Genomic DNA, 19,201 nt, shown 5'->3' with positions numbered 1-19,201 from the left:
CAGCCAACGCGCTGGCTTTTTTTATTTCCAGTTTCATTCACCGACGCTTTTATTTTATCGACGAGATAATTCCGAGCCGCCATGCTTATTTCAGAATACGCCAATCCAATATGGATACCCTTGAAATCAAAACGCTATTTTCCTTATCTGGATGCCATCGCGAGGACGGCCTCGCGGCAGAAGGGGAAACTCCATGGCAAAAAAATACGGCAGGCTACGTGTGATTTCGGGCGTCATTGCATTCTCTGTCTCTGCCCACGCCTATTGCGCTGAAAATCGACTGTTTGTAAAGCGAACGCTTTTGAAAGCATCGCCCGCAGTCAGTCAGATTACGGAAAATCCCGCCACCGAGGATTTCAGCGTCGCGGCGGCACAAAGCGATGTCGTATCCGCCGATTCCGACCAGATCACGCTGGACCTCCCGAAAGGCGTGGTCGCCACCGCGCGGCGCACCCGTTTTCAAACCAATGCCGACGGCACCCAGACGTGGACCGGCAATTTCCGGCCGCAGCTGCTGCGCGCCGGGCAGGATGCGGATGCACCGGCCGACGATCCGGCCAACGCCGTGTTCCTGGTGCGCAATGGTAACCGTGTGACCGGGTCGGTGCGCCTGAACTCCAAGCTGTACGCCATCCAGCCGCTGGTCGACGGCGATCACGCCGTGATCGAAATCGATGAATCAAAGCTGCCTCTCGGTGGCGCGCCAATTGAGGCGGCGGAAGCCGATAGCGCCAATGCCTGCTATGCGGCGTGGTCCTCGTCGACGATCTACGACAAGCCGGGCAAGCAGGTGAGCCACAACGGCCGCAAGTTTGAGAACAAGTGGTGGACGCGCGGCGAAACGCCTGATCCGACCAAGCCGTATGGCGCCTGGAAGGACCTGGGCCCGTGCTCCGGGGGTGCTCCGGCTCCAGCTCCCGCGCCCGGTCCGTCGCCGTCGCCGTCGCCGTCGCCGTCGCCGTCGCCAGCACCAACACCAACTCCAACACCAACACCAGCGCCAACACCAGCACCAGCACCAGCGGCATCGTGTTACGGCGCTTGGTCGTCCAGCCAGACCTATGCCAAGGCCGGCATCCAGGTGACGCATGGCAATCGGAACTATGAGAGCAAATGGTGGACGCGGGGCGACGACCCGTCCAAGGCCGGGCCATATGGCGCGTGGAAGGACATCGGCGCATGCAGCGCGCCCAGCCCTGCACCTGCACCTGCACCTGCACCATCGCCTTCGCCTTCGCCTTCGCCCTCGCCCGCTCCTGCGCCGGCTCCTGCGCCTTCGTCAGCGGTGACCACGCTCAGGATACTGGTCGCGGCCACGCCGGATGCCAAGGCCAACATCGCCGATCTGGACGGCCTGGCGCAATTGTCCATCGCGGAATCCAACCAGGGTTTCGAGAACAGCAAGGTCAATATCCGCCTCGAACTGGCAGGCACCTATGTCGTCAAGAACTACACCGCAACCGAATCGTACGACACCGAGCTGGACCGTGCCCGCGTCAAGGACGACGGCTATATGGACGACCTGCACACCGTCCGGGCAAACACCAACGCCAATATCGTCGTCGTGCTGCTGGCTTCGCGGCAATACTGCGGGCTGGCGTACCTCAAAGCGGACGCGGCAACGGCGTTTGCCACCGTGGGGCGCACCTGCGCCGTCGGCAATTACTCGTTCGCCCATGAGATCGGCCATCTGCTGGGCGCCACGCACAACACTGAGATCAGCAGAAACCCGAACTTCCCCTACGGGTACGGCACCATCGTGCCGGGCAAGTGGCGCACGATCATGTCCTATCAATGCACCTCCGGCGGCAAGTGCCCGACCATCAATTACTGGTCGTCGCCAAACGTCTTCTATCAGGGGCGCGCGACAGGCGACAGCGGCCACGACAACGCGCGCGTGCTGAACGAGCGCCGAGAAACTGCCGCCACCTGGCGATAACCGCCGGCGCCACCAACAAGGACCCCGCCTCGCGGCGATCCGCCACATCGCAAAAGCCAGCCATCGCGCTGGCTTTTTTTATTTCCAGTTTCATTCACCGACTCTTTTAATTTTATCGACGAGATAATTCCGAGCCGCCATGTTTATTTCAGAATGCGCCAATCCAATATGGAGACCCTTGAAATCAAAACGCTATTTTCCTTATCTGGATGCCATCGCGAGCACGGCCTTGCGGCAGAAGGGGAAATTCCATGGCAAAAAAATACGGCAGGCTACGTGTGATTTCGGGCGTCATTGCATTCTCTGTTTCTACCCACGCCTATTGCGCTGAAAATCGACTGTTTGTAAAGCGAACGCTTCTGAAAGCATCGCCCGCAGTCAGTCAGATTACGGAAAACCCCGCCACCGAGGATTTCAGCGTCGCGGCGGCACAAAGCGATGTCGTATCCGCCGATTCCGACCAGATCACGCTGGACCTTCCGAAAGGGGTGGTTGCCACCGCGCGGCGCACACGCTTCCAAACCAATGCCGACGGCACCCAGACGTGGACCGGCAATTTCCGGCCGCAGCTGCTGCGCGCCGGGCAGGATGCGGATGCGCCGGCCGACGATCCAGCCAACGCGGTGTTTCTGGTGCGTAACGGCAATCGCGTGACCGGAACAGTGCGCCTGAACGCCAAGCTTTACGCCATCCAGCCGCTGGTCGACGGCGATCACGCCGTGATCGAAATCGACGAATCCAAGCTGCCTGCCGACGGCCCGCCGATTGAAGAGGCGGATGCCAACAGCACCGACGCCTGCTTTGCGGCGTGGTCTTCGTCGACGATCTACGACAAGCCGGGCAACAAGGTGACCCACAACGGCCGCAAATTCGAGAACAAGTGGTGGACGCGCGGCGAGACGCCGGATCCGACCAAGCCGTATGGCGCCTGGAAGGATCTGGGCCCGTGCTCCGGTGGGGCTCCAGCTCCAGCTCCAGCTCCGGCTCCGACACCTGCGCCAACACCGGCACCTGTACCATCGCCATCGCCATCGCCATCGCCATCACCAGCTCCTTCGCCAGCCCCAGCGGCATCGTGTTACGGCGCGTGGTCGTCCAGCCAGACCTATGCCAGCGCGGGCATCAAGGTGACGCAGGGCAATCGGAACTATGAGAGCAAATGGTGGACGCGCGGCGACGACCCGTCCAAGGCCGGGCCATATGGCGCGTGGAAGGATATCGGCGCGTGCAGCGCGCCCAGCCCCGCGCCTGCACCTGCGCCTGCACCATCGCCATCGCCATCGCCGTCGCCCACCCCGGCGCCTTCGCCTTCGCCTTCGCCTTCGCCTTCGCCTTCGCCTTCGCCTTCGCCTTCGCCTTCGCCTGCGCCTGCGCCTGCGCCTTCGCCTTCATCAGATCTGACCACGCTCAGGATACTGGTCACCGCCACGCCGGAAGCCAAGGCCAACATCGCCGATCTGGACGGCCTCGCACAGGTGGCCATCGCGGAATCCAACCAGGGTTTCGAGAACAGCAAGATCAAGATCCGCTTCGAACTGGCAGGCACCTACGTCGTCAAGAACTACACCGAAACCGGTTCGTACCTGACCGACCTGCTCCGTGCCATCGACAAGAGCGACGGCTATATGGACGACCTGCACACGGTACGCGCAAACACCAACGCCAACATCGTGGTGCTGCTGCTGAATGCGCGGGAACTCTGCGGCCGGGCATATCTTAAGGCGAATGCGGAACGGGCGTTTGCCACCGTGGGGAACATCTGTGCGACAGGCACACTGTCCTTCGTCCATGAAATCGGCCATCTGCTGGGCGCCATGCACAACCCTGAGCGCCAAGAAACAAACCCGTACTTCGATTATGGGTACGGCTATATCGTGCCGGGCAAGTGGCGCACGATCATGGCAGGCGAATGCAGTTCTGGCGGCAAGTGCCCGCGGGTGAACTACTGGTCGTCGCCAAACATCTTCTATCAGGGACGAGCGACCGGTGACAGCCTCCACGACAACGCGCGCGTGCTTGAGGAGCGGCGCGGAACCGCCGCCACCTGGCGATAGTCGGGACGATCCGGAGTCTGCCGCAGCATCTTTGGGCCTGCTGCCATGACTCCTGCCATCGTTGGCGCCTGGGCTCCGTTATGCTGTCGTGCATTGAAACCACGTTTGCACGGAGCCCAGACCAATGACAACGAAGTCCGCGCCGCAGACCCAGGTACGCTGCGGCTGGTGTGGCGACCTGGAAGACTATTGCCACTATCACGATAACGAGTGGGGCTTTCCGGTCGACGACGATCGGAGGCTGTTCGAGAAACTCTGCCTGGAAGGATTCCAGTCCGGCCTGAGCTGGCTGACCATCCTGCGCAAGCGGGAGGCGTTCCGCAAGGCCTTCCACAATTTCGAGATCGACAAGGTCGCGCGCTTCACCGAACGCGATGTGCAACGGCTACTCGGCGATGCCGGCATCGTGCGCCATCGCGGCAAGATCGAAGCAGCCATCAATAACGCCAAACGCGCGCAGGAACTGCTCGAAACCGAATCGTCGCTGGCCGCCTATTTCTGGAAGTTCGAGCCCGATCCCAAGACCCGGCCGAAAACGCTGACGCCCGAGGTGTTACGCACGATGGCGATCAGTCCCGAATCGACGGCATTGTCGAAGGATCTGAAAAAGCGCGGCTGGAAGTTCGTAGGCCCGACCACGATGTATGCGCTGATGCAGGCGATGGGGCTGGTCAACGATCACATGGACGGCTGCTCGACGCGCGCGCTGGCGCTGCGTGCGCGCAAGTCGTTCCAGGTGCCACGCTGAACTGGATCGGCCGTGCACGCGCCGTCGGCGTACATGGAACGGATAGGGGGCGCACCGGCCGCCAGCGCTTGCGGATTCTGAAACAGCCCGTATACGTATACTCATATTGTTTACGTATACATAAATAGTAGTAGTAATGGTTAACACTAGGGCATTTCGGTGGATAACCCGAATTTCCCCTTGCCCATCAATGGGTTGGAAAAAAGATAACCCGCTTGGCAAGCGGGCTGCGCCGAGGTGGACAGCGGTGCACAACCTTTGCGGCCGGCAAGACGATTGACGTATACGCGTCAAGTTGTTCGTATACGTCCCACAAGCCGCCCCCAGCCCGACCACAGGCTGTTCATGCGGTTGTCCCCAGCCTTGTGCAATGGATGTCCACAACATGCCGCTCGTGCGTGTTGCGCTGAATCGGATCACACTGTCGCAACCTTGCCCCCGGAGCCCGTTATGGACGCCACAACCCTGCTTCTTTACCTGATCGCCGTATCGGCCGTCATGGTCACGCCAGGCCCGACGATGCTGCTCGCGCTCAGCAACGGCGCCACCCGGCCGATGCGCGTCGCCGCCTGCGGCATCGCTGGCGCGGCGCTGGCAGACCTGATCCTGATTGGCGCGGTGGGCTGCGGACTTGGCGCCGTGCTGCAGGCGTCGGAGCATCTGTTCACGGCGGTCAAGTGGATTGGCGCGGCGTATCTGCTTTATCTGGCGGTAGCGATGTGGCGCGCGCCCACGCAGGCGCTGAGCGCATCGACCGCCGCCACGTCAGCCAGCGGCCGCGCAGCGTTTCTGCGCGCGCTGTTGGTGGCGCTATCGAATCCCAAGACGATTTTGTTTACATCGGCATTCGTGCCGCAGTTCGTGCATGCGGACAAGCCGGTGGCGATCCAATACGTCGTCCTTGCGCTGATCGCCGCCGCGATGGATATCGTGATGATGTCGATCTACGCTTTCGGCGGGCGGCACGCCATGCGCACGTTGTCCGCGCGGGCCGTGCAATGGATCAACCGTGGCTGCGCCGGAATGCTTGCGTTCCTGGCAGTAGGCCTGAGCCTGTATCGCCGTAGCGACTTACGCTGACGCCCGCGCCGGCGCGTCGGTGCGCGGCACCCTGACAGGGTCGACGTGCGTCATGACGTTCAGCACGTCGTCGCGCGCCATCGCCCGACGCCGCGCCTCGCTGGCGATCGCGTGCCCCTGCTCGACGGTCAGGTCTGCCTGGATCTCCAGATGGACGTCGACCAGCACCATGTCGCCCATCTTGCGCGTCTTGAGATCGTGCAGGCCGAGCACGCCCGGCGTCTGCAGCATGGCCTCGCGTAGCGCCGCGACGACGTCGTCATCGGCGGCGCGATCCATCAGGTCGTTCATGGCGTCCCAGCCGAATCGCAGCCCCATGCGCGACACCATCAATCCCACCACGATCGCGGCCACGGGATCGAGCACGTGATAGCCGAGCAGATTGCCGCCGATACCGAGCGCCACCACCAGGGACGACGCCGCATCGGATCGCGCATGCCAGGCGTTGGCCACCAGCATGCTGGAGCGCACGCGCTCGGCGATGCGCAACATGTAGCGGAACAGCAGTTCCTTGGCCGCCAGCGCGATAAGCGCCACCCACAGCGCCACGGTCTGCACCGGCTGCGCGCCGGACGGATGCTGGATCTTGCCCACCGCCGCCCACAGCATGCCGACCCCGACGGCCAGCAACAACGCCCCAAGCGCCAGCGACGCCGCGGTCTCGAAACGCTGATGCCCGTACGGATGATCGCTGTCGGCGCCCTTGCGGCTATGGTGCCCCGCAAACAGCACCACGAAATCGGACACCAGATCGGACAGCGAATGCAGCGAATCCGCCACCAACGCCTGCGATCCGGCGATCACGCCGATCACCCCCTGCGCGACGGTCAGTCCGATATTGACGAACACGCTGACCAGCGTGCTTCGCCGCCCCGCCGCGTGCCGCTCGTCGGCGCTGCTCGACGCCTCTGCGCCATTGCCGACGCCAGGGCTGAAGTGATCGGTATCGGATTCGCTCTCGCGCTGACTTTTCATCGCTCGGTAAATTTGCGCCCGCGGTCGGGGGGCCGGAATTGTGAAGCGTAAGGTAGCATTTTTGGCGGGACGCGACAGCGGGGGCGCGGGTGTGACGGGCTGGCCGTGACGAGGCGTTCAGCCGGCCCCATGCCAGTCCTGTCCGAACCGTACGCGGCGCATCGCATCGCCGCCGAATCGTTGTGCGGCGGTGCTGCCGCGCCAATGCAAAAAGGGCCCGGAATGATTTCCGAGCCCTTTGAATTTAATGCTTTGGCGTATTTGGTGGACCGAAGGAGGATCGAACTCCCGACCTCTGCATTGCGAATGTAAAAATATCCTTTGTGATATATGCCATTCAGCCGAATTGCGGTTTATTTGCCACAATATTGCCACAGTGAGTTTTCAAAGGCGATGAGATGGCGAGCATTCGGAAGAGAGGCCAGTACCAGTGGGAGGCACAGGTACGCCGACGTGGCTACCCAGCACAAAGCAAGACGTTCAACACTAAGGCGGAGGCAGATGCTTGGGCCAATATGATCGAGTCGGAGATGTCCCGTGGCGTATGGCTTAGCCGTAGTGAAGCCGAGGCGACGACTCTCCATGAAGCCCTGGCGCGCTACGGAGACGAGATTTCCCCAACAAAAAAGGGCGCGGATCCTGAGTCGTCCGTTCTCAAAACTTTCAAAGCTACCGACTTAGCAAAGCGGCCGCTGGCCGCGATCCGTAGCGCCGATGTGGCAAGGCTCCGCGATGATTGGCTGAAGGAGTATAAGCCTGCGACGGTGCTTCGCCGCCTGGCGGTGCTCTCCCATGTTTTCAACATCGCGCGCAAGGAATGGGGCATGGAAAGCCTCTCGAACCCCGTGGAGTTGGTACGCAAGCCGCAAACCAATAACGCACGCACCCGACGACTGGCTGTCGGGGATCCAACAGCGGATGTGCCAGATTTCGATAACGTTGAGCCGAGTCGCGGGGCACAGGACGGCGAGCTTGAACGGGTCGTTGCAGCTAGCGGCTCGGCTCTGCTGCCATCAATTGTTTCGTTGGCCGTCGAAACAGCGATGCGACGGGGCGAAATCGTTGCCCTACGCTGGGAGCACGTTGACCTCAAGCGTCGAGTAGCCCACCTTCCTGCAACCAAGAACGGGAGTTCTCGCGATGTGCCGCTGTCGTCCCGTGCAGTTGCTGTGCTTCAAGACTTAAAGGAGGCTCAGGCTGACGCTAAGCAACAATCCGCGGATAGCGATGAGTTCAGTACCGGCCAAGTATTCAATATTCGCCGCGATGCAGTCACGAGGGCATTCGAGCGAGCAGTCGCGCGCGCCCGAGCGCTCTATATCAAGGAGTGTGGGGCCGCTGAACTGCGGCCAAGCTCCAGCTTCCTGACTGATCTACGCTTTCACGACCTTCGCCACGAGGCCACCTCGCGACTTGCATCAATCTTCCCACTGCACGAGCTAACCAAAATCACTGGGCACAAGGATCCGCGCATGCTCATGCGCTACTATCACCCAAGGGCAGAAGATTTGGCGAAGCGCTTGAGTTAGATTACTGGAATGGAGTGCTGGTAATACCCCGGCGTCCAACGCACCACAGCTCCCGACCTGTCAAACAAGATTCATCGATGCCGCCATATAGAATTTATATCTACACAGGGGATTGCTGCCCCCAGGGAAAACACATTGCTGTTGAGGCTTTGGGCTGAGACCCTCAACGAATGGCAGCAAGATAGAGGAAAAAAAGGGGCGTACGCCCCTTTTTTATTTTCCTTCGGTACGAACATTCACACTCTGCTTCTGACTGTATTCAGATTGCGATTCATGTGAATTTTTCTCAGTTGAGCTCAGACTTCGCGTCGAATCCTTCGTTAAGACGTAGGTTCGCTTCCACTCCGGCCAGCTATCCGCGACCATACGAGCCCGCTCAAAATTAGTTTCCGCCATGGTTGATCTCCTTGTCCTTTAACACCAGCGCTGACAACTCATTAATCAAATTCACCTCCGCTTCCAAATAAGAGAGCGGAGTCATGGGAACTCGTAACTCGGCGCTACCTCTCTCCCACTCAATCACCTTTCCAGCATCCTTTCTCACTAGCTTTCGTCCACTACTCAGGCCCATTGAAAAAAGATCAACAAAACGTCGTGGACCGATTCCGACGAAAGGCTCAAATTTCACTTTATGCTTCGCACCTTCCCCATTCGCCTCAATCGAATCGCTATGCATCTCTATGGCATAGCTTTTGGGGTAAGGTTCGACAAACTTAACCTTTTTTACACCCGCCGCCACAATATGTTTAGCACAATTATGGCACGGGTAGGTCGTGGTATAAAGAGTGCTGCCTCTTACTGAAATTCCATTTCTCGCCGCAGAAAGCAATGCCTCCATTTCGGCATGCACAGCCCTACCATATTCCGTTATATCAAGAAGCCCAGTATCTTTAAGAGCGGAAAGCCCTTTTTCTAGCAGTTCCTCACCGGAGGCATTTGGATCATCGGAGAGGCTGCGCATAATTTCAAGCGTAATTTCTCTTTTCCGCTTTTCATTATAATCCTCCCCCCTACTATAGTCACGAACATCCTTGTCCCCGGGCCAATATAATCCTCCACCAAATTTTGGAACGTCATTTGCACCAGTAGCAACGATATCCTTATGTTTGTTGGCGATCACCGCACCCACCTGCCGCGACAAGTCCGCCGATCGTAACGAGGCAGCGTACGCGAGGAACATGGCGTACTCGTCTTCCGTAGGGGGCACTACGGGCTTCGAAAACAGAAGGTCAAGAATTCGCGAGAGTTGGTCGGACAATCTCATCGCATCATCCGTCGTTACGAATGCGTCGGACATTTGAAAGACATCCCGTGTCCGCTGCCCCCAGTCACCCGCCTCTCTGTCATCTCGGCCGATAAGCCTACTCAACTCTTCCTCAGGGATACCCTTCACATTGTGAAGATAGTGTTTTCTCGTGTTGATGCTCGATGACACCCCAAGTAGAAAAAAACCATCTCCATACACCCTGCGCAGCGTTTCCACCTCTCCGGTATGTTTCAGGGAGCGAATAATGTGCGCAGTTCGAGGAAGTGGCGCCAGATCTTCTCCGGAACGCTTTTTACTAATTTCGTTAATTGCAAGTAACGCGAAGAAATCGCCACGTCGAAATTTTTCGCGACAAAACTTACCATTATTCATACCCTGATCCAGACGCTCCAACTCCGTCTTCGGATCTACTCCATTTTTGACGTATTCACTGGAAAGCGCGCTGAGATGAATCCAATTCGCTTTATATTTATATTGCGGCAACAAAGATTCCAGACGATTTTTTACGTCATCGAGATTTACCCCGACTGGCGCAACCAAACCGATAACGATCTCACAATCCTTTGAATACGACTCCATATCCACCCTCAATTTTATTTTAGGCGCACCACAAACCGTCGGAATACAGCCATTTTTAATTATTTTATACTTGGCCGCATAAATTTCAACTATTCCGGAGCAACACGTTGTAAAGAAAATACAGAATAGTTGGATATCCCTGCAAAACGCAGGAATGGCCGGGTTGCTACGATCTAGTAATTGTTCTCTCCATTTCGCGATAGCTGCCTTTCATTCCTCGGACGTTGCTCCAACTCCGGTGTCGTGGTTCGCCCATGATCCGCTAAATAGTCCGCGACTCCGCTGATGATCCCGCGGGTGCTTTCGATCTATGGCGTCTAGCCAAGATCCTGAGGCAGCCTTTAGCCGCTAAAGCGTTCGCTACCCCGGCGCGGTAGCGCTCTGACGGAACATTGGACCATGAGCACCGAACGTGCGAATGGCGCAGTGAAGTTAGCTAACCGGCTCGCCGGTTAGCTAACTTCACATATCCTGCCCTGCTGTCGCACTTCATTGCGGCTTTATCGTTTGGGGCACCTCTGGAAATCTACCTTTATTGCAGCGATACCAAAGTTTAGCGAGCCTTTACGGAAGCTTTGCGGGCGCTTTAGGCAACCTAAGAAATCGTGACGCCAGGTGGCAGTGGCACCGGACTCCGGGTCAAGATCGGCCATCGACCTCTCTTTTGAAGGCCAGCATTTGTCGCATGGCGGCCTCCGACTCCTTGGCGTCCGTAACAGACTCGCCGCAAACGGGGCAGAAGAGCCCAGTGACAGCACGGACCATTGTTTCCTGACCTTTGTACCGGTAAGGAACCTCTCGGGTGTCTGGCTTCATCTCTGCGGCATTACATGTAGGGCAGATCATCGTCGCTCCAATGTACTCAGCGCTCTCGGGGGCTGAGTTATCCACAGATTTCGTGGCTTTTAACTATCGGTAAACATATAGGAGTAAACCTATAGGTTTTAGGGGGGGGTGGATTCGGCGCGAAAAGGGGGGGTAGATTCGGCGCAAAGGGGGGGCAAATTCGGCGTGGATAAGACTCGCTATCGACAGGCTTATCCACAACCGCTCCCTTTGGGTTCAAACGCCTTGTCCGAGGTGAACGGACTTTTCGCGCCGTTGGCGTTCCACTTGCTCAGCTTTCGTGGGGCGGCCTCGGCGCGGCGAATGCCCTTGGACGGGGCTATGAGTCCCTACAAGCTGCGATCTCTCGACATAGGCAGCTAACAGCTCTCCACGTCTTCAGCGCGCCACAGGAGTCGCTTGGTGCCCGGGAGCCGACAAATGGGTGGAAGGGCCTGCGGATTGCGTGTGGCGTCGCTACGGACGCTTGCTACGGCTTTATGGAGGCATTGCGCCAATTGCTCGACCGTCAGAAGGGCGGCCGGAGTTGCTGCGACAGAAGTCTGTCCCATTTTGATAACCCGGTAAGCCGGCTAGGGACATCGAGCAGTTGCGCCGTTGGACTACTCGGTGATTGACCAGGGCGACACCGGGCCCGGCCTTGTGGGTGTGAAATCACGATGTCGACGCGAGCCCGCAGTACAAACGGGGCTCTGTAGTCATCGAACCAACTGCGCAGGGCGCAGTTGGTCGGTAGTTGACCTGGGCGACACCGAAGCCCGGCCTTGTGGGTGTGAAGTCATGGTGTCAGGTACATACGCCCGCGTAGCAGGCGAGCAAAGTCTAGCAGCAGTGTTGCGCAGTGTCATGCACGGCGTCAGGTGTGGCACGTTGGTGGGATGCCACAAATTTGCCACACCCAATGTGCAAAAAACCGCATTCTAAAGCAAAACAACGCACTACATCGCGAGACGTAGTGCGTTGTTCTACAAGGAAAATCCTGGTGGACCGAAGGAGGATCGAACTCCCGACCTCTGCATTGCGAACGCAGCGCTCTCCCAGCTGAGCTATCGGCCCGTAGCGGACGATTGTAGCCGAACCTTCGGCGGCCTTTCAATTGCTTCGGCCCAACACTTTGGCGGATTCACGACGCATCCATGCCAGGGTTGCCGCGCATGCCTTCGATTGTTGGCAGGTTCAGCGGACGGGCGTCGACTTCCCGGGTCGTGCGCAGCCATTGCGCCATCACGTCCCAGATCGGCGCGCCGCCAGCGTTGCGGGAGGCTTCCGCGACGGGCGCCCAGCCGGCCACCTTGTAGGACTTGTTGGCATCGATGGGCTGGCCGGCCAGGCGCATGTTGGTGATGCGCTTGCCGATTGGCTGGTTGGGGGCGATCGTGTATTGCAGGCCGCCCACGCGGACCATATCGCCGCCCTGCTGGTAGTAGGGATCGGGATTGAACAGGTTGTCGGCGACGTCTTCAAGGATCGTCTTGATGGTTTCGCCGGACATCGCGGTGACGGTCGTGTACGGATACGTGATGGCGGTCTGGTCCATCAGCGCCTCCATCGTGATGTTCTCGCCGGGCAGCAGCGTCGTGCCCCAGCGGAAGCCCGGCGAAAACGCGATTTCGGCGTCCTGCACCGCCATCAGGCCGTCCAGGATCAACTGGTCGAAGGTACCGTTGAAGTTGCCGCGCCGGTACAACAGGCCGCGGTTCACGGCCAGCACCTCGCTGAGCTTTGCTTCGTATGGGGCGCGAACCTTGCGGATCAATGCGTCCATCGCGGGATCCGCCGGCAGGAAGTTGGCGAAGACTGGCAACAGCTTGTAGCGGAAATCGCTGACCTTGCCGTGGCGAACGTCGAAATCGAGCACGCCCAGGAACTTGCCGTTCGATCCGGCATTGGTGACCAGCGTGACGCCGCCTGCGTTCCTGACCGGCACCGGCGCGGGTACGCCGTCGTGGGTATGGCCGCCCAGGATGGCATCGAGCCCGCGCACCCGGGACGCGAGTTTCAGGTCGACGTCCATGCCGTTATGCGACAGCAGCACGACAACCTTGGCGCCTTTGGCGCGCGCCTCGTCGATTGTCTGCTGCAGGTTCTCTTCCTGGATGCCGAAGGTCCAGTCCGGCACCAGATAGCGCGGGTTGGCAATCGGCGTATAGGGAAAGGCCTGGCCGATGATGGCCACCGGCACACCATTCATTTCCCGAATGATGTACGGGTCGAACACCGGATCGCCGAAGTCGTTGGTCTTGATGTTCTGAGCCAGGAACGCGACGCGCCCCTTGAAATCGCCGTCGACGATCTGTTTGACGCGCTCTGCGCCGAGCGTCATTTCCCAGTGCGGCGTCATCACGTCGACGCCCAGCTGCAGCGCGGCGTCCACCATATCCTGGCCCTTGGTCCACAGTGCGGTCGCCGATCCCTGCCACGTATCGCCGCCGTCGAGCAGCAGCGCGCCGGGCCGGCTGGCCTTGACGCGCTGGATCAGCGTGGACAAATGGGCAAACCCGCCGACCTTGCCGTAACGCTGCGCGGCAGCCGTGAAATCGAGATACGTGAACGCGTGCGCGGCGGCGCTGCCCGGTGCGATGCCGTATTCGCGCAGGAACGCATCGCCCACCAGATGCGGCGGACGTCCGGCCCATTCGGCCACGCCCAGGTTCATGCTCGGTTCACGGAAATGCACGGGACGCAGCTGCGCGTGGCAATCGGTGAAATGCAGCAGATGAACGTTGCCGAAGCGCGGCACGTCGTAGAGCTTTTGGGCGGCTTGCGCGGCCTGCGCGTCGCCGCCTGGGAAAGTCATGCCGCCGGCGCCGGCCACGGCCAGCACCTGCAGGAACTCGCGTCGATTCATGCGGATTTCCGTTGCAAAAGTGGGGGCCGCTTCACGGCCTGGCGTAGCGCGCCAGCGCCGCGACGTCGTCGTCGAGCATCTCGCCGACTTCCTTCTGCACCACGCGGCCGTGGCCGTCCAGCACATAGAGTTCGGGCAGGCCCTTGCGCGCGCCGAACTGCCGGCGCAGCGCGTCGGAATCCATCGTCGCCGGGAAGGTATAGCCGCGCTGCTTCATGTACGCGATGGCGTCCTGTGGCTGGCGGTCGATGCTGATCGTCAGCACCTGCAGCCGAGTGCCGCGCGTCTTGTCGTAAAGCGCCTGCAAGCGCGGATTCTGCAGCGCGCAGAACGGGCACCACGACGCCCAGAACTCGATGACCACCGGCTTGCCGGCCCACTGCGACGCATCGACGCGCCGTCCGTCGAGCAGCGTCATATCGGGCAGGCGGATCGTGTCGCCCACTTCGGCCGCCTGCGCGTGGCGTATGCCGGGCACGCCGGGCATGCCGAACAGACCGACCACGGCGGACGCGGCCAGCAGCCACGCCAGCGCAATTCGGCGCGCGCGCATCGTCGCCTACTGGTTGACCGGCGATGCCGGATCGAGCAACAGCGCCATCACATCGCGAATCTGCTGCTCGGTCAGGATGCCCTTGTGGCCAAACCGTGGCATGTTGGAGCACGCGCTATACGCGTTCGAGTCCCAGATCTTGCCCCAGGTGTAGCGAATCACGTCCTGCGAGTTGCCGCGCAGCTTGCCGTAGTTGTAGAGCGACGGACCGATATTGCCGAACGAGATCTCGGCCTTGGTCAGTTGGTGGCAGGCATAGCAGTTGGCGCCGTTGGGCGCGCCCACCTGATCGGAAAACTGCATGCCGCGGCCGTTTTGCGCGATGCGCTCGCCTTCCTTCCAGTCGCCGATAAAGTTGTTGTCGGCCGGATATTTCACCAGCTTCAACTCGGCCGCTTCCACCTTCTTCGCCAGCGCTGCCGGCACCTTGGTGCGATCCGGATACTGGCTGCAAGCCTTCTGCGTGGCGTCCTGGTTCACCACGCCCTCGACCGTCGCCGGGCCCTTCGATGTGAACGACGATTCGATCATCTGACGCACATCGGCGTCGGTCACTTTCACGCTCTTGGCCTTGGCTGCGGTTTGCGCCTGTGCGCCGGTGCCGGCCAGCAGCAACAGCGACATCAGCGCCATCGTATGCAGTGTTTTCATATTGTTGTCCCCCTGCTCAGCGCTTCATGTTCGGGCCGTCGTACGTGCCGCCGTTCGCGTTGCGCGCCAGATACATCGTCAGCGCGGTAATGGCGTCGGATCCATAGGCCGGTTCGGGGAAGCGCTGCTGGCGCAGGCAGTCGTAAAGCCGATGCTGCATCGTGCGGACCTCGCCCTGCGATACGCGATAGGCCGGCCAGGTGGTGTACGCGGCCTGTGCGCCCTTCTCGGTCATCAGATTCGGCAGGTCCTGCAGGCGGATGCGCTGGCCGTCGACGGCATGGCACGTGGCGCAGGCGAAATCGTAGGCGCCGCCGCGATAGAAGAACATCTTCTGGCCCAGCGCATAGACGCGCTTTTCCTCGGGATGCGCCAGTTGCACGTTCATCTTCACACCGCGCGATTCGCCGGTGACGAAGGCCGCCAGCCGCTCGATATCGGACGGCTGGCCTTGCGACGAAAACGGTTGCCTGGTGGCCTCTTGCTGCGTCAGGCCCTGCAGCGTCACGCGGCAATACGCGAGGCGCTGCTCCAGATCCATGACCTTGTTGGCGTCCTTGAAGTAACGCGGCAGTTCCGCGTAGGCGCCCTTGGTCACGCCCGGGCCCTTGCCCAGATCGCATTGTTCGAGCGATACGTTGCGCGGGCCGGCCGGCTTTTTCCACAGCTCCTCGCCGGCAGCTTCCCAGAGTTCGGCGGGATTGCCTTCGGCCAGCATCTGGCGATACTTGGCGATTTCCTCGGCCGTCTTGTCCTGCGCCAGCGCGGGGCCGGACAGCGTGGCCGCAACGGCCGCGGCCGCAGCGGTCAGCGCCACCAGCGCGGGCGCCACGGCGCGCGGCAGGCGACGGATGGTGTGGCGGGTCTTGCGCACGGTAACCATGGGGGCGTTCTCCTCGCCATCGCGCCGCATGGTCTGGAGGCGGACGGCTGTATTGTCATCGCCGGCGGCTCACCGGCAAGTATTGATCGAAGCGCGGCGACGACTAGGCCGGCGCCCGCGCCATCGACTGCATCACGGCTTGATATAGGCGTAGCCTTCGTCGAACTGCAGGCGGGCGATTTCGACCACGCCGGCCGGCACCACCTTGGCATCCATCAGCAGACTCTGTTCGGAAATCTTGCGCGCGGTCAGCGTGTTGCGGCACGCGCGAAACTCGACGCCCGACGAAGCAAGCGCCGCCACCGCGGCCTCGAAGGTGTTGCCGCGGCCATCCTTGGCGCCTTCCAGCAGGAAATCCACGCCGTAGCCGAACGCCACCACCACGATCTTCGTGTCGGGCGCGCCGTTCAGGTGATTGCGCAGGTTGGACATCGCCCGCACCGCCTGGTCGATGCCTTCGGAGAGTTGATAGACCACCTTGACGCGCCCCTTGCCGGACGCCGCCTGCGCGGGCGCCTGCTGGGCCGCGGCCCTGGCCGAAAGGCCGATGGCCGCCAGCGCCGCCGTGGCGCGAATGAATGCTCGCCGCATGATGCTTCCTTGTTTGCCGGGATCAGGCGATGGTGGCCTCGTCGGTACGACGGTCGCCGCGGTTATCGACCCACGTGACGGTGACCTTGTCGCCCTTGGCGCCGCCCTTGAACTTGAAGTTCAGGAACGGGTCCTTGGAGACGGCCGGGCCAAACTGGGCGTTGAACACTTCCTTGCCCTTGTACGATGCAATCACGGTCTGGATATGCCAGGCCGGAATCGTCTTGCCGGCCGAATCCTTGCGCTGGCCGGTTTCCATGTCGTGCTTCATCAAGATCTTGACGTCAACGACGCCGCCGTTTTCGGTGGCGCGAACGCGCATCGGGTCTGCCATGTGCTTCTCCTGTCAGCAGTAATCGGAAAAATCAGGTCTCGGATCGATTCGACCGTGGCAGCAATCAGCCGCCGCAGCCGCCCAGCGTGACCTTGATTTCCTTCGATGCCACGTACCACTTGCCGCCCGCCTTGACCGCTGCGTGCACCACGGACGTCTGGCCCATCTTCACGCGTGTGGAAACGAACGGCTCGGTGCCCGGCGGAATGGTGAAATCGGCCGCCAGCGTGTTCGGATTCTTTTCCACCAGGATGGCGATCTGCTCGGTATCGGCGATATTGCTGGTGACCGACACGGGCACCACGGCGCCGTTCTCGGCGATGTCGGGAGCGTTGAAGCTAATGGCGGTGCTCTTCTCCGTGCCGCTGCCGCCCAGCGCCTTGATGACGTCGGCCACACTCTTGCCGTCGAAAGCGGTCTTGTTCCATTCCGCGGCCTGCGCTTCGCTGATCAGGCCGGTGGCAGCCATCAGCGACAGCACGGCGGTCATCCGCAGTACATCTCGTCGTTTTGCGTTCATCTTGCTGTGTACCCCGTACTTGCGTACCGGTTTTGTGTCGACCCGTGTTGTGCCGGTGCGTCGCCGGCGATCTGTTTGCTGCTTGGGGGAGCCGTTCGATTTCGATCATCGCGGGCCGTCGTCAGTGCCGGCCGGCCCGCGTGGGGCGATGCGAAAGCTTACTTGGCCGGTGCGCCTGCCAGGATCCACTCGACCACGGTCTTGATGTCGGCGTCGCTGACGGCCGCGTTGGCCGGCATCGGCACCGGGCCCCAGACGCCCGAGCCGCCGTTCTTCACCTTGGCCGACAGCTTGGCCAGTGCACCCTTGTCGCCCTTGTACTTGGCGGCAACGTCCTTGTAGGCCGGGCCGACCAGCTTCTTGTCGACCTGGTGGCAGCCCATGCAGGCGTTCTTGTTGGCGATCTCCTGCGCCTTGGCTGCGTCGACGGCGTGCGCGGACGCGGCGGCTGCCAGCAGCGCGGCGGCGATGACAAACTGCTTCATGTGTTGTGCTCCAAACTGATTGAGCCGTGGGGACGGCAAATCGCCGCGCTCGGACGATCTCCGCGGCGCGGCGCGCGCTGGCCGCCGTTGGGGCGGGCTTCTCGGAAGGCCTCTGCGGTGATCGGTGAGGGTCTTCGGGGCATATGCGGCCAGTCCGCTATTTTGCCTCAAGAAGTGGCAGGTATACGAGACGCGACAGTGATATCCATATGCAGAAATTGCCGGGATATCTGCATCAACCCAAGGGTAAACCCGATATTTTTCGGCAAATGGTTCACATGTGGAATCAGCGGCGCGCCAGCGCCCGGCCGGTCCCCAGGCGGTTGCCGAAGACGTTGAGCAGCAGTCCGGCCATGACGACCACGGCGCCGATCCATTGCACGATCGCCAGGTCCTCGCCAAGCAACGCGTGCGCCGACAGCAGGCCGATCACCGGCACCAGCAGCGTCAGCGGCGCCACCTTGCTGGCGGCGTATCGGGTCAGCAGGCGGCCCCACATCGTGTAGCCGAACAGCGTGGCGACAAACGCCAGATAGCAGACCGCGAAGACGCCCATGCCCGAGACATGGGTGAGCGCCTGCGCGACGCGCGCGGGTCCCTCGAACCACAACGACAGCAGTGCAAATGGCACGATCGGCACCAGCGCGCCCCACACCACGAGCCCCAGCAGGTCGACCGGCCCGATCTTCTTGCTGACGATATTGCCGGTGGCCCAGCACAGCGCAGCGCAGAGCGTCAGCAGGAAACCAGCCGCCGTCATGCCGCCCGGGCCATGCGCCGCGCCGCTGCCAATCAGCGCCAGGCCGCCGGCGGCAATCGCCATGCCGGCCAGGTTATGCCAGCGCAGCGGCTCGCCAAGCCACAGCGCGGCAATCGCCACCGTGAAGAACACTTGCGATTGCAGCACCAGCGACGCAATTCCAGCCGGCATGCCGACCGCCATCGCATAAAACAGAAAGGCGAACTGGCCGAGGCTGATCGAAGCGCCATATGCCACCAGCATGCGCAGCGGAATGCGCGGGCGTGGAATGAAAAAGACGGCGGGAAACGCCACCAGGCAGAAGCGCAGCGTACCGAGCAACATCGGCGGCACTCCGGCCAGGCCAACTTTGATCACTACGAAATTGACGCCCCAGACCAGAATGATGGCGAGGGCAAGAAGACGGTCTTTGGCTTGCATGATCGATAAGGGAGCGCCGACATCCCCGGGGGCGGGACGTCAGGCATGGCTAGGGTAGCAGCCGACCCCGCCCGCGCGTTGCACGATCTTGCGGTTTTGTTGCGAAGGCTCCATGCGCCTGGCGGCCTTGCTTCCTCGG

At 61.0% G+C, this 19,201-nt stretch carries 17 protein-coding genes and 1 tRNA gene; 5 read left to right on the top strand and 13 right to left on the bottom strand.

Annotation, left to right across the window (positions count from 1 at the left end):
* Positions 1-301: 301 nt before the first annotated feature.
* The 4 genes from AC1RKI_RS26120 (at position 302) to AC1RKI_RS26105 (ending at position 5,821) form a co-directional block, all read left to right on the top strand.
* Entirely contained in the window at positions 302-1,939 is a 1,638-nt protein-coding gene (locus tag AC1RKI_RS26120; protein ID WP_492797866.1) for a zinc-dependent metalloprotease family protein, read from the top strand.
* A gap of 251 nt (positions 1,940-2,190) precedes the next feature.
* A complete protein-coding gene (locus AC1RKI_RS26115; RefSeq protein ID WP_492797868.1) occupies positions 2,191-3,993 on the top strand; it encodes a zinc-dependent metalloprotease family protein in 1,803 nt (600 codons plus the stop codon).
* 124 nt (positions 3,994-4,117) lie between these two features.
* Positions 4,118-4,741, top strand: coding sequence for a DNA-3-methyladenine glycosylase I (locus tag AC1RKI_RS26110; RefSeq protein WP_061953551.1), 624 nt, complete (start codon positions 4,118-4,120; stop codon positions 4,739-4,741).
* 450 nt (positions 4,742-5,191) lie between these two features.
* Complete coding sequence (locus AC1RKI_RS26105) at positions 5,192-5,821, top strand: LysE family translocator (protein ID WP_341248258.1); 630 nt, start codon at positions 5,192-5,194, stop codon at positions 5,819-5,821.
* Here the strand turns inward: AC1RKI_RS26105 and AC1RKI_RS26100 are convergent.
* Complete coding sequence (locus AC1RKI_RS26100) at positions 5,813-6,796, bottom strand: cation diffusion facilitator family transporter (protein WP_150982445.1); 984 nt, start codon at positions 6,794-6,796, stop codon at positions 5,813-5,815. The genes AC1RKI_RS26105 and AC1RKI_RS26100 overlap by 9 nt on opposite strands.
* A 398-nt stretch (positions 6,797-7,194) precedes the next feature.
* On the opposite strand from AC1RKI_RS26100, the gene AC1RKI_RS26095 reads away from it, so the two are divergent.
* A complete protein-coding gene (locus AC1RKI_RS26095; RefSeq protein WP_492797871.1) occupies positions 7,195-8,325 on the top strand; it encodes a site-specific integrase in 1,131 nt (376 codons plus the stop codon).
* A 382-nt stretch (positions 8,326-8,707) separates the two neighbouring features.
* On the opposite strand, the gene AC1RKI_RS26090 is transcribed toward AC1RKI_RS26095, so the two are convergent.
* From AC1RKI_RS26090 to AC1RKI_RS26035, 12 genes are all read right to left on the bottom strand, one after another.
* Positions 8,708-10,171 (bottom strand): anti-phage dCTP deaminase, encoded by a 1,464-nt coding sequence (locus tag AC1RKI_RS26090; RefSeq protein ID WP_492797873.1) that lies wholly within the window; start codon positions 10,169-10,171, stop codon positions 8,708-8,710.
* A 639-nt stretch (positions 10,172-10,810) separates the two neighbouring features.
* Positions 10,811-11,017 carry a type II toxin-antitoxin system MqsA family antitoxin gene (locus AC1RKI_RS26085; protein WP_492797875.1) on the bottom strand — a complete coding sequence of 69 codons (207 nt, stop codon included), beginning with the start codon at positions 11,015-11,017 and terminating at the stop codon, positions 10,811-10,813.
* Between the two features lie 980 nt (positions 11,018-11,997).
* Positions 11,998-12,073 (bottom strand) — tRNA-Ala (locus AC1RKI_RS26080).
* A gap of 67 nt (positions 12,074-12,140) precedes the next feature.
* Positions 12,141-13,865: a thiosulfohydrolase SoxB gene (soxB, locus tag AC1RKI_RS26075; protein ID WP_492797877.1), complete on the bottom strand. Its 1,725-nt coding sequence runs from the start codon at positions 13,863-13,865 to the stop codon at positions 12,141-12,143.
* A gap of 31 nt (positions 13,866-13,896) precedes the next feature.
* The gene (locus tag AC1RKI_RS26070) at positions 13,897-14,418 is read right to left on the bottom strand and encodes a TlpA family protein disulfide reductase (protein ID WP_341248256.1); all 522 of its coding nucleotides are present in this window, start codon (positions 14,416-14,418) and stop codon (positions 13,897-13,899) included.
* A 6-nt stretch (positions 14,419-14,424) separates the two neighbouring features.
* Positions 14,425-15,069, bottom strand: a complete 645-nt coding sequence (soxX, locus tag AC1RKI_RS26065; RefSeq protein WP_061953533.1) for a sulfur oxidation c-type cytochrome SoxX — start codon at positions 15,067-15,069, stop codon at positions 14,425-14,427.
* Positions 15,070-15,085: 16 nt separating this feature from the next.
* Positions 15,086-15,952, bottom strand: a complete 867-nt coding sequence (gene soxA / locus AC1RKI_RS26060; RefSeq protein ID WP_211922792.1) for a sulfur oxidation c-type cytochrome SoxA — start codon at positions 15,950-15,952, stop codon at positions 15,086-15,088.
* A 132-nt stretch (positions 15,953-16,084) separates the two neighbouring features.
* Positions 16,085-16,543, bottom strand: a complete 459-nt coding sequence (locus tag AC1RKI_RS26055) for a DsrE family protein (RefSeq protein ID WP_061953531.1) — start codon at positions 16,541-16,543, stop codon at positions 16,085-16,087.
* Positions 16,544-16,565: 22 nt separating this feature from the next.
* Positions 16,566-16,877: a thiosulfate oxidation carrier complex protein SoxZ gene (soxZ, locus tag AC1RKI_RS26050; protein WP_061953529.1), complete on the bottom strand. Its 312-nt coding sequence runs from the start codon at positions 16,875-16,877 to the stop codon at positions 16,566-16,568.
* A gap of 64 nt (positions 16,878-16,941) precedes the next feature.
* On the bottom strand, positions 16,942-17,397 hold the full coding sequence (soxY, locus tag AC1RKI_RS26045; protein WP_061953527.1) for a thiosulfate oxidation carrier protein SoxY: 456 nt from the start codon (positions 17,395-17,397) through the stop codon (positions 16,942-16,944).
* Positions 17,398-17,555: 158 nt separating this feature from the next.
* Entirely contained in the window at positions 17,556-17,882 is a 327-nt protein-coding gene (locus AC1RKI_RS26040; RefSeq protein ID WP_061953525.1) for a c-type cytochrome, read from the bottom strand.
* Positions 17,883-18,168: 286 nt separating this feature from the next.
* On the bottom strand, positions 18,169-19,062 hold the full coding sequence (locus AC1RKI_RS26035; protein WP_492797881.1) for an EamA family transporter: 894 nt from the start codon (positions 19,060-19,062) through the stop codon (positions 18,169-18,171).
* Positions 19,063-19,201 lie beyond the last annotated feature (139 nt).

Source organism: Cupriavidus sp. GW822-FHT06G04 (assembly GCF_058799075.1).
The sequence above is the reverse complement of the archived record's forward strand: the minus strand, read 5'-3'. Positions and strand labels throughout refer to the sequence as shown.

Bases quoted from the DNA above. Each gene is read 5' to 3' on its own strand.
- soxB (WP_492797877.1), bottom strand. From the start codon at position 13,865: ATGAATCGACGCGAGTTCCTGCAGGTGCTGGCCGTGGCCGGCGCCGGC.
- AC1RKI_RS26100 (WP_150982445.1), bottom strand. From the start codon at position 6,796: ATGAAAAGTCAGCGCGAGAGCGAATCCGATACCGATCACTTCAGCCCT.
- soxZ (WP_061953529.1), bottom strand. From the start codon at position 16,877: ATGGCAGACCCGATGCGCGTTCGCGCCACCGAAAACGGCGGCGTCGTT.
- AC1RKI_RS26070 (WP_341248256.1), bottom strand. From the start codon at position 14,418: ATGCGCGCGCGCCGAATTGCGCTGGCGTGGCTGCTGGCCGCGTCCGCC.
- AC1RKI_RS26085 (WP_492797875.1), bottom strand. From the start codon at position 11,017: ATGATCTGCCCTACATGTAATGCCGCAGAGATGAAGCCAGACACCCGA.
- AC1RKI_RS26095 (WP_492797871.1), top strand. From the start codon at position 7,195: ATGGCGAGCATTCGGAAGAGAGGCCAGTACCAGTGGGAGGCACAGGTA.
- soxY (WP_061953527.1), bottom strand. From the start codon at position 17,397: ATGAACGCAAAACGACGAGATGTACTGCGGATGACCGCCGTGCTGTCG.
- AC1RKI_RS26110 (WP_061953551.1), top strand. From the start codon at position 4,118: ATGACAACGAAGTCCGCGCCGCAGACCCAGGTACGCTGCGGCTGGTGT.
- AC1RKI_RS26055 (WP_061953531.1), bottom strand. From the start codon at position 16,543: ATGCGGCGAGCATTCATTCGCGCCACGGCGGCGCTGGCGGCCATCGGC.
- AC1RKI_RS26040 (WP_061953525.1), bottom strand. From the start codon at position 17,882: ATGAAGCAGTTTGTCATCGCCGCCGCGCTGCTGGCAGCCGCCGCGTCC.
- soxX (WP_061953533.1), bottom strand. From the start codon at position 15,069: ATGAAAACACTGCATACGATGGCGCTGATGTCGCTGTTGCTGCTGGCC.
- AC1RKI_RS26115 (WP_492797868.1), top strand. From the start codon at position 2,191: ATGGCAAAAAAATACGGCAGGCTACGTGTGATTTCGGGCGTCATTGCA.
- soxA (WP_211922792.1), bottom strand. From the start codon at position 15,952: ATGGTTACCGTGCGCAAGACCCGCCACACCATCCGTCGCCTGCCGCGC.
- AC1RKI_RS26035 (WP_492797881.1), bottom strand. From the start codon at position 19,062: ATGCAAGCCAAAGACCGTCTTCTTGCCCTCGCCATCATTCTGGTCTGG.
- AC1RKI_RS26090 (WP_492797873.1), bottom strand. From the start codon at position 10,171: ATGGAGTCGTATTCAAAGGATTGTGAGATCGTTATCGGTTTGGTTGCG.
- AC1RKI_RS26105 (WP_341248258.1), top strand. From the start codon at position 5,192: ATGGACGCCACAACCCTGCTTCTTTACCTGATCGCCGTATCGGCCGTC.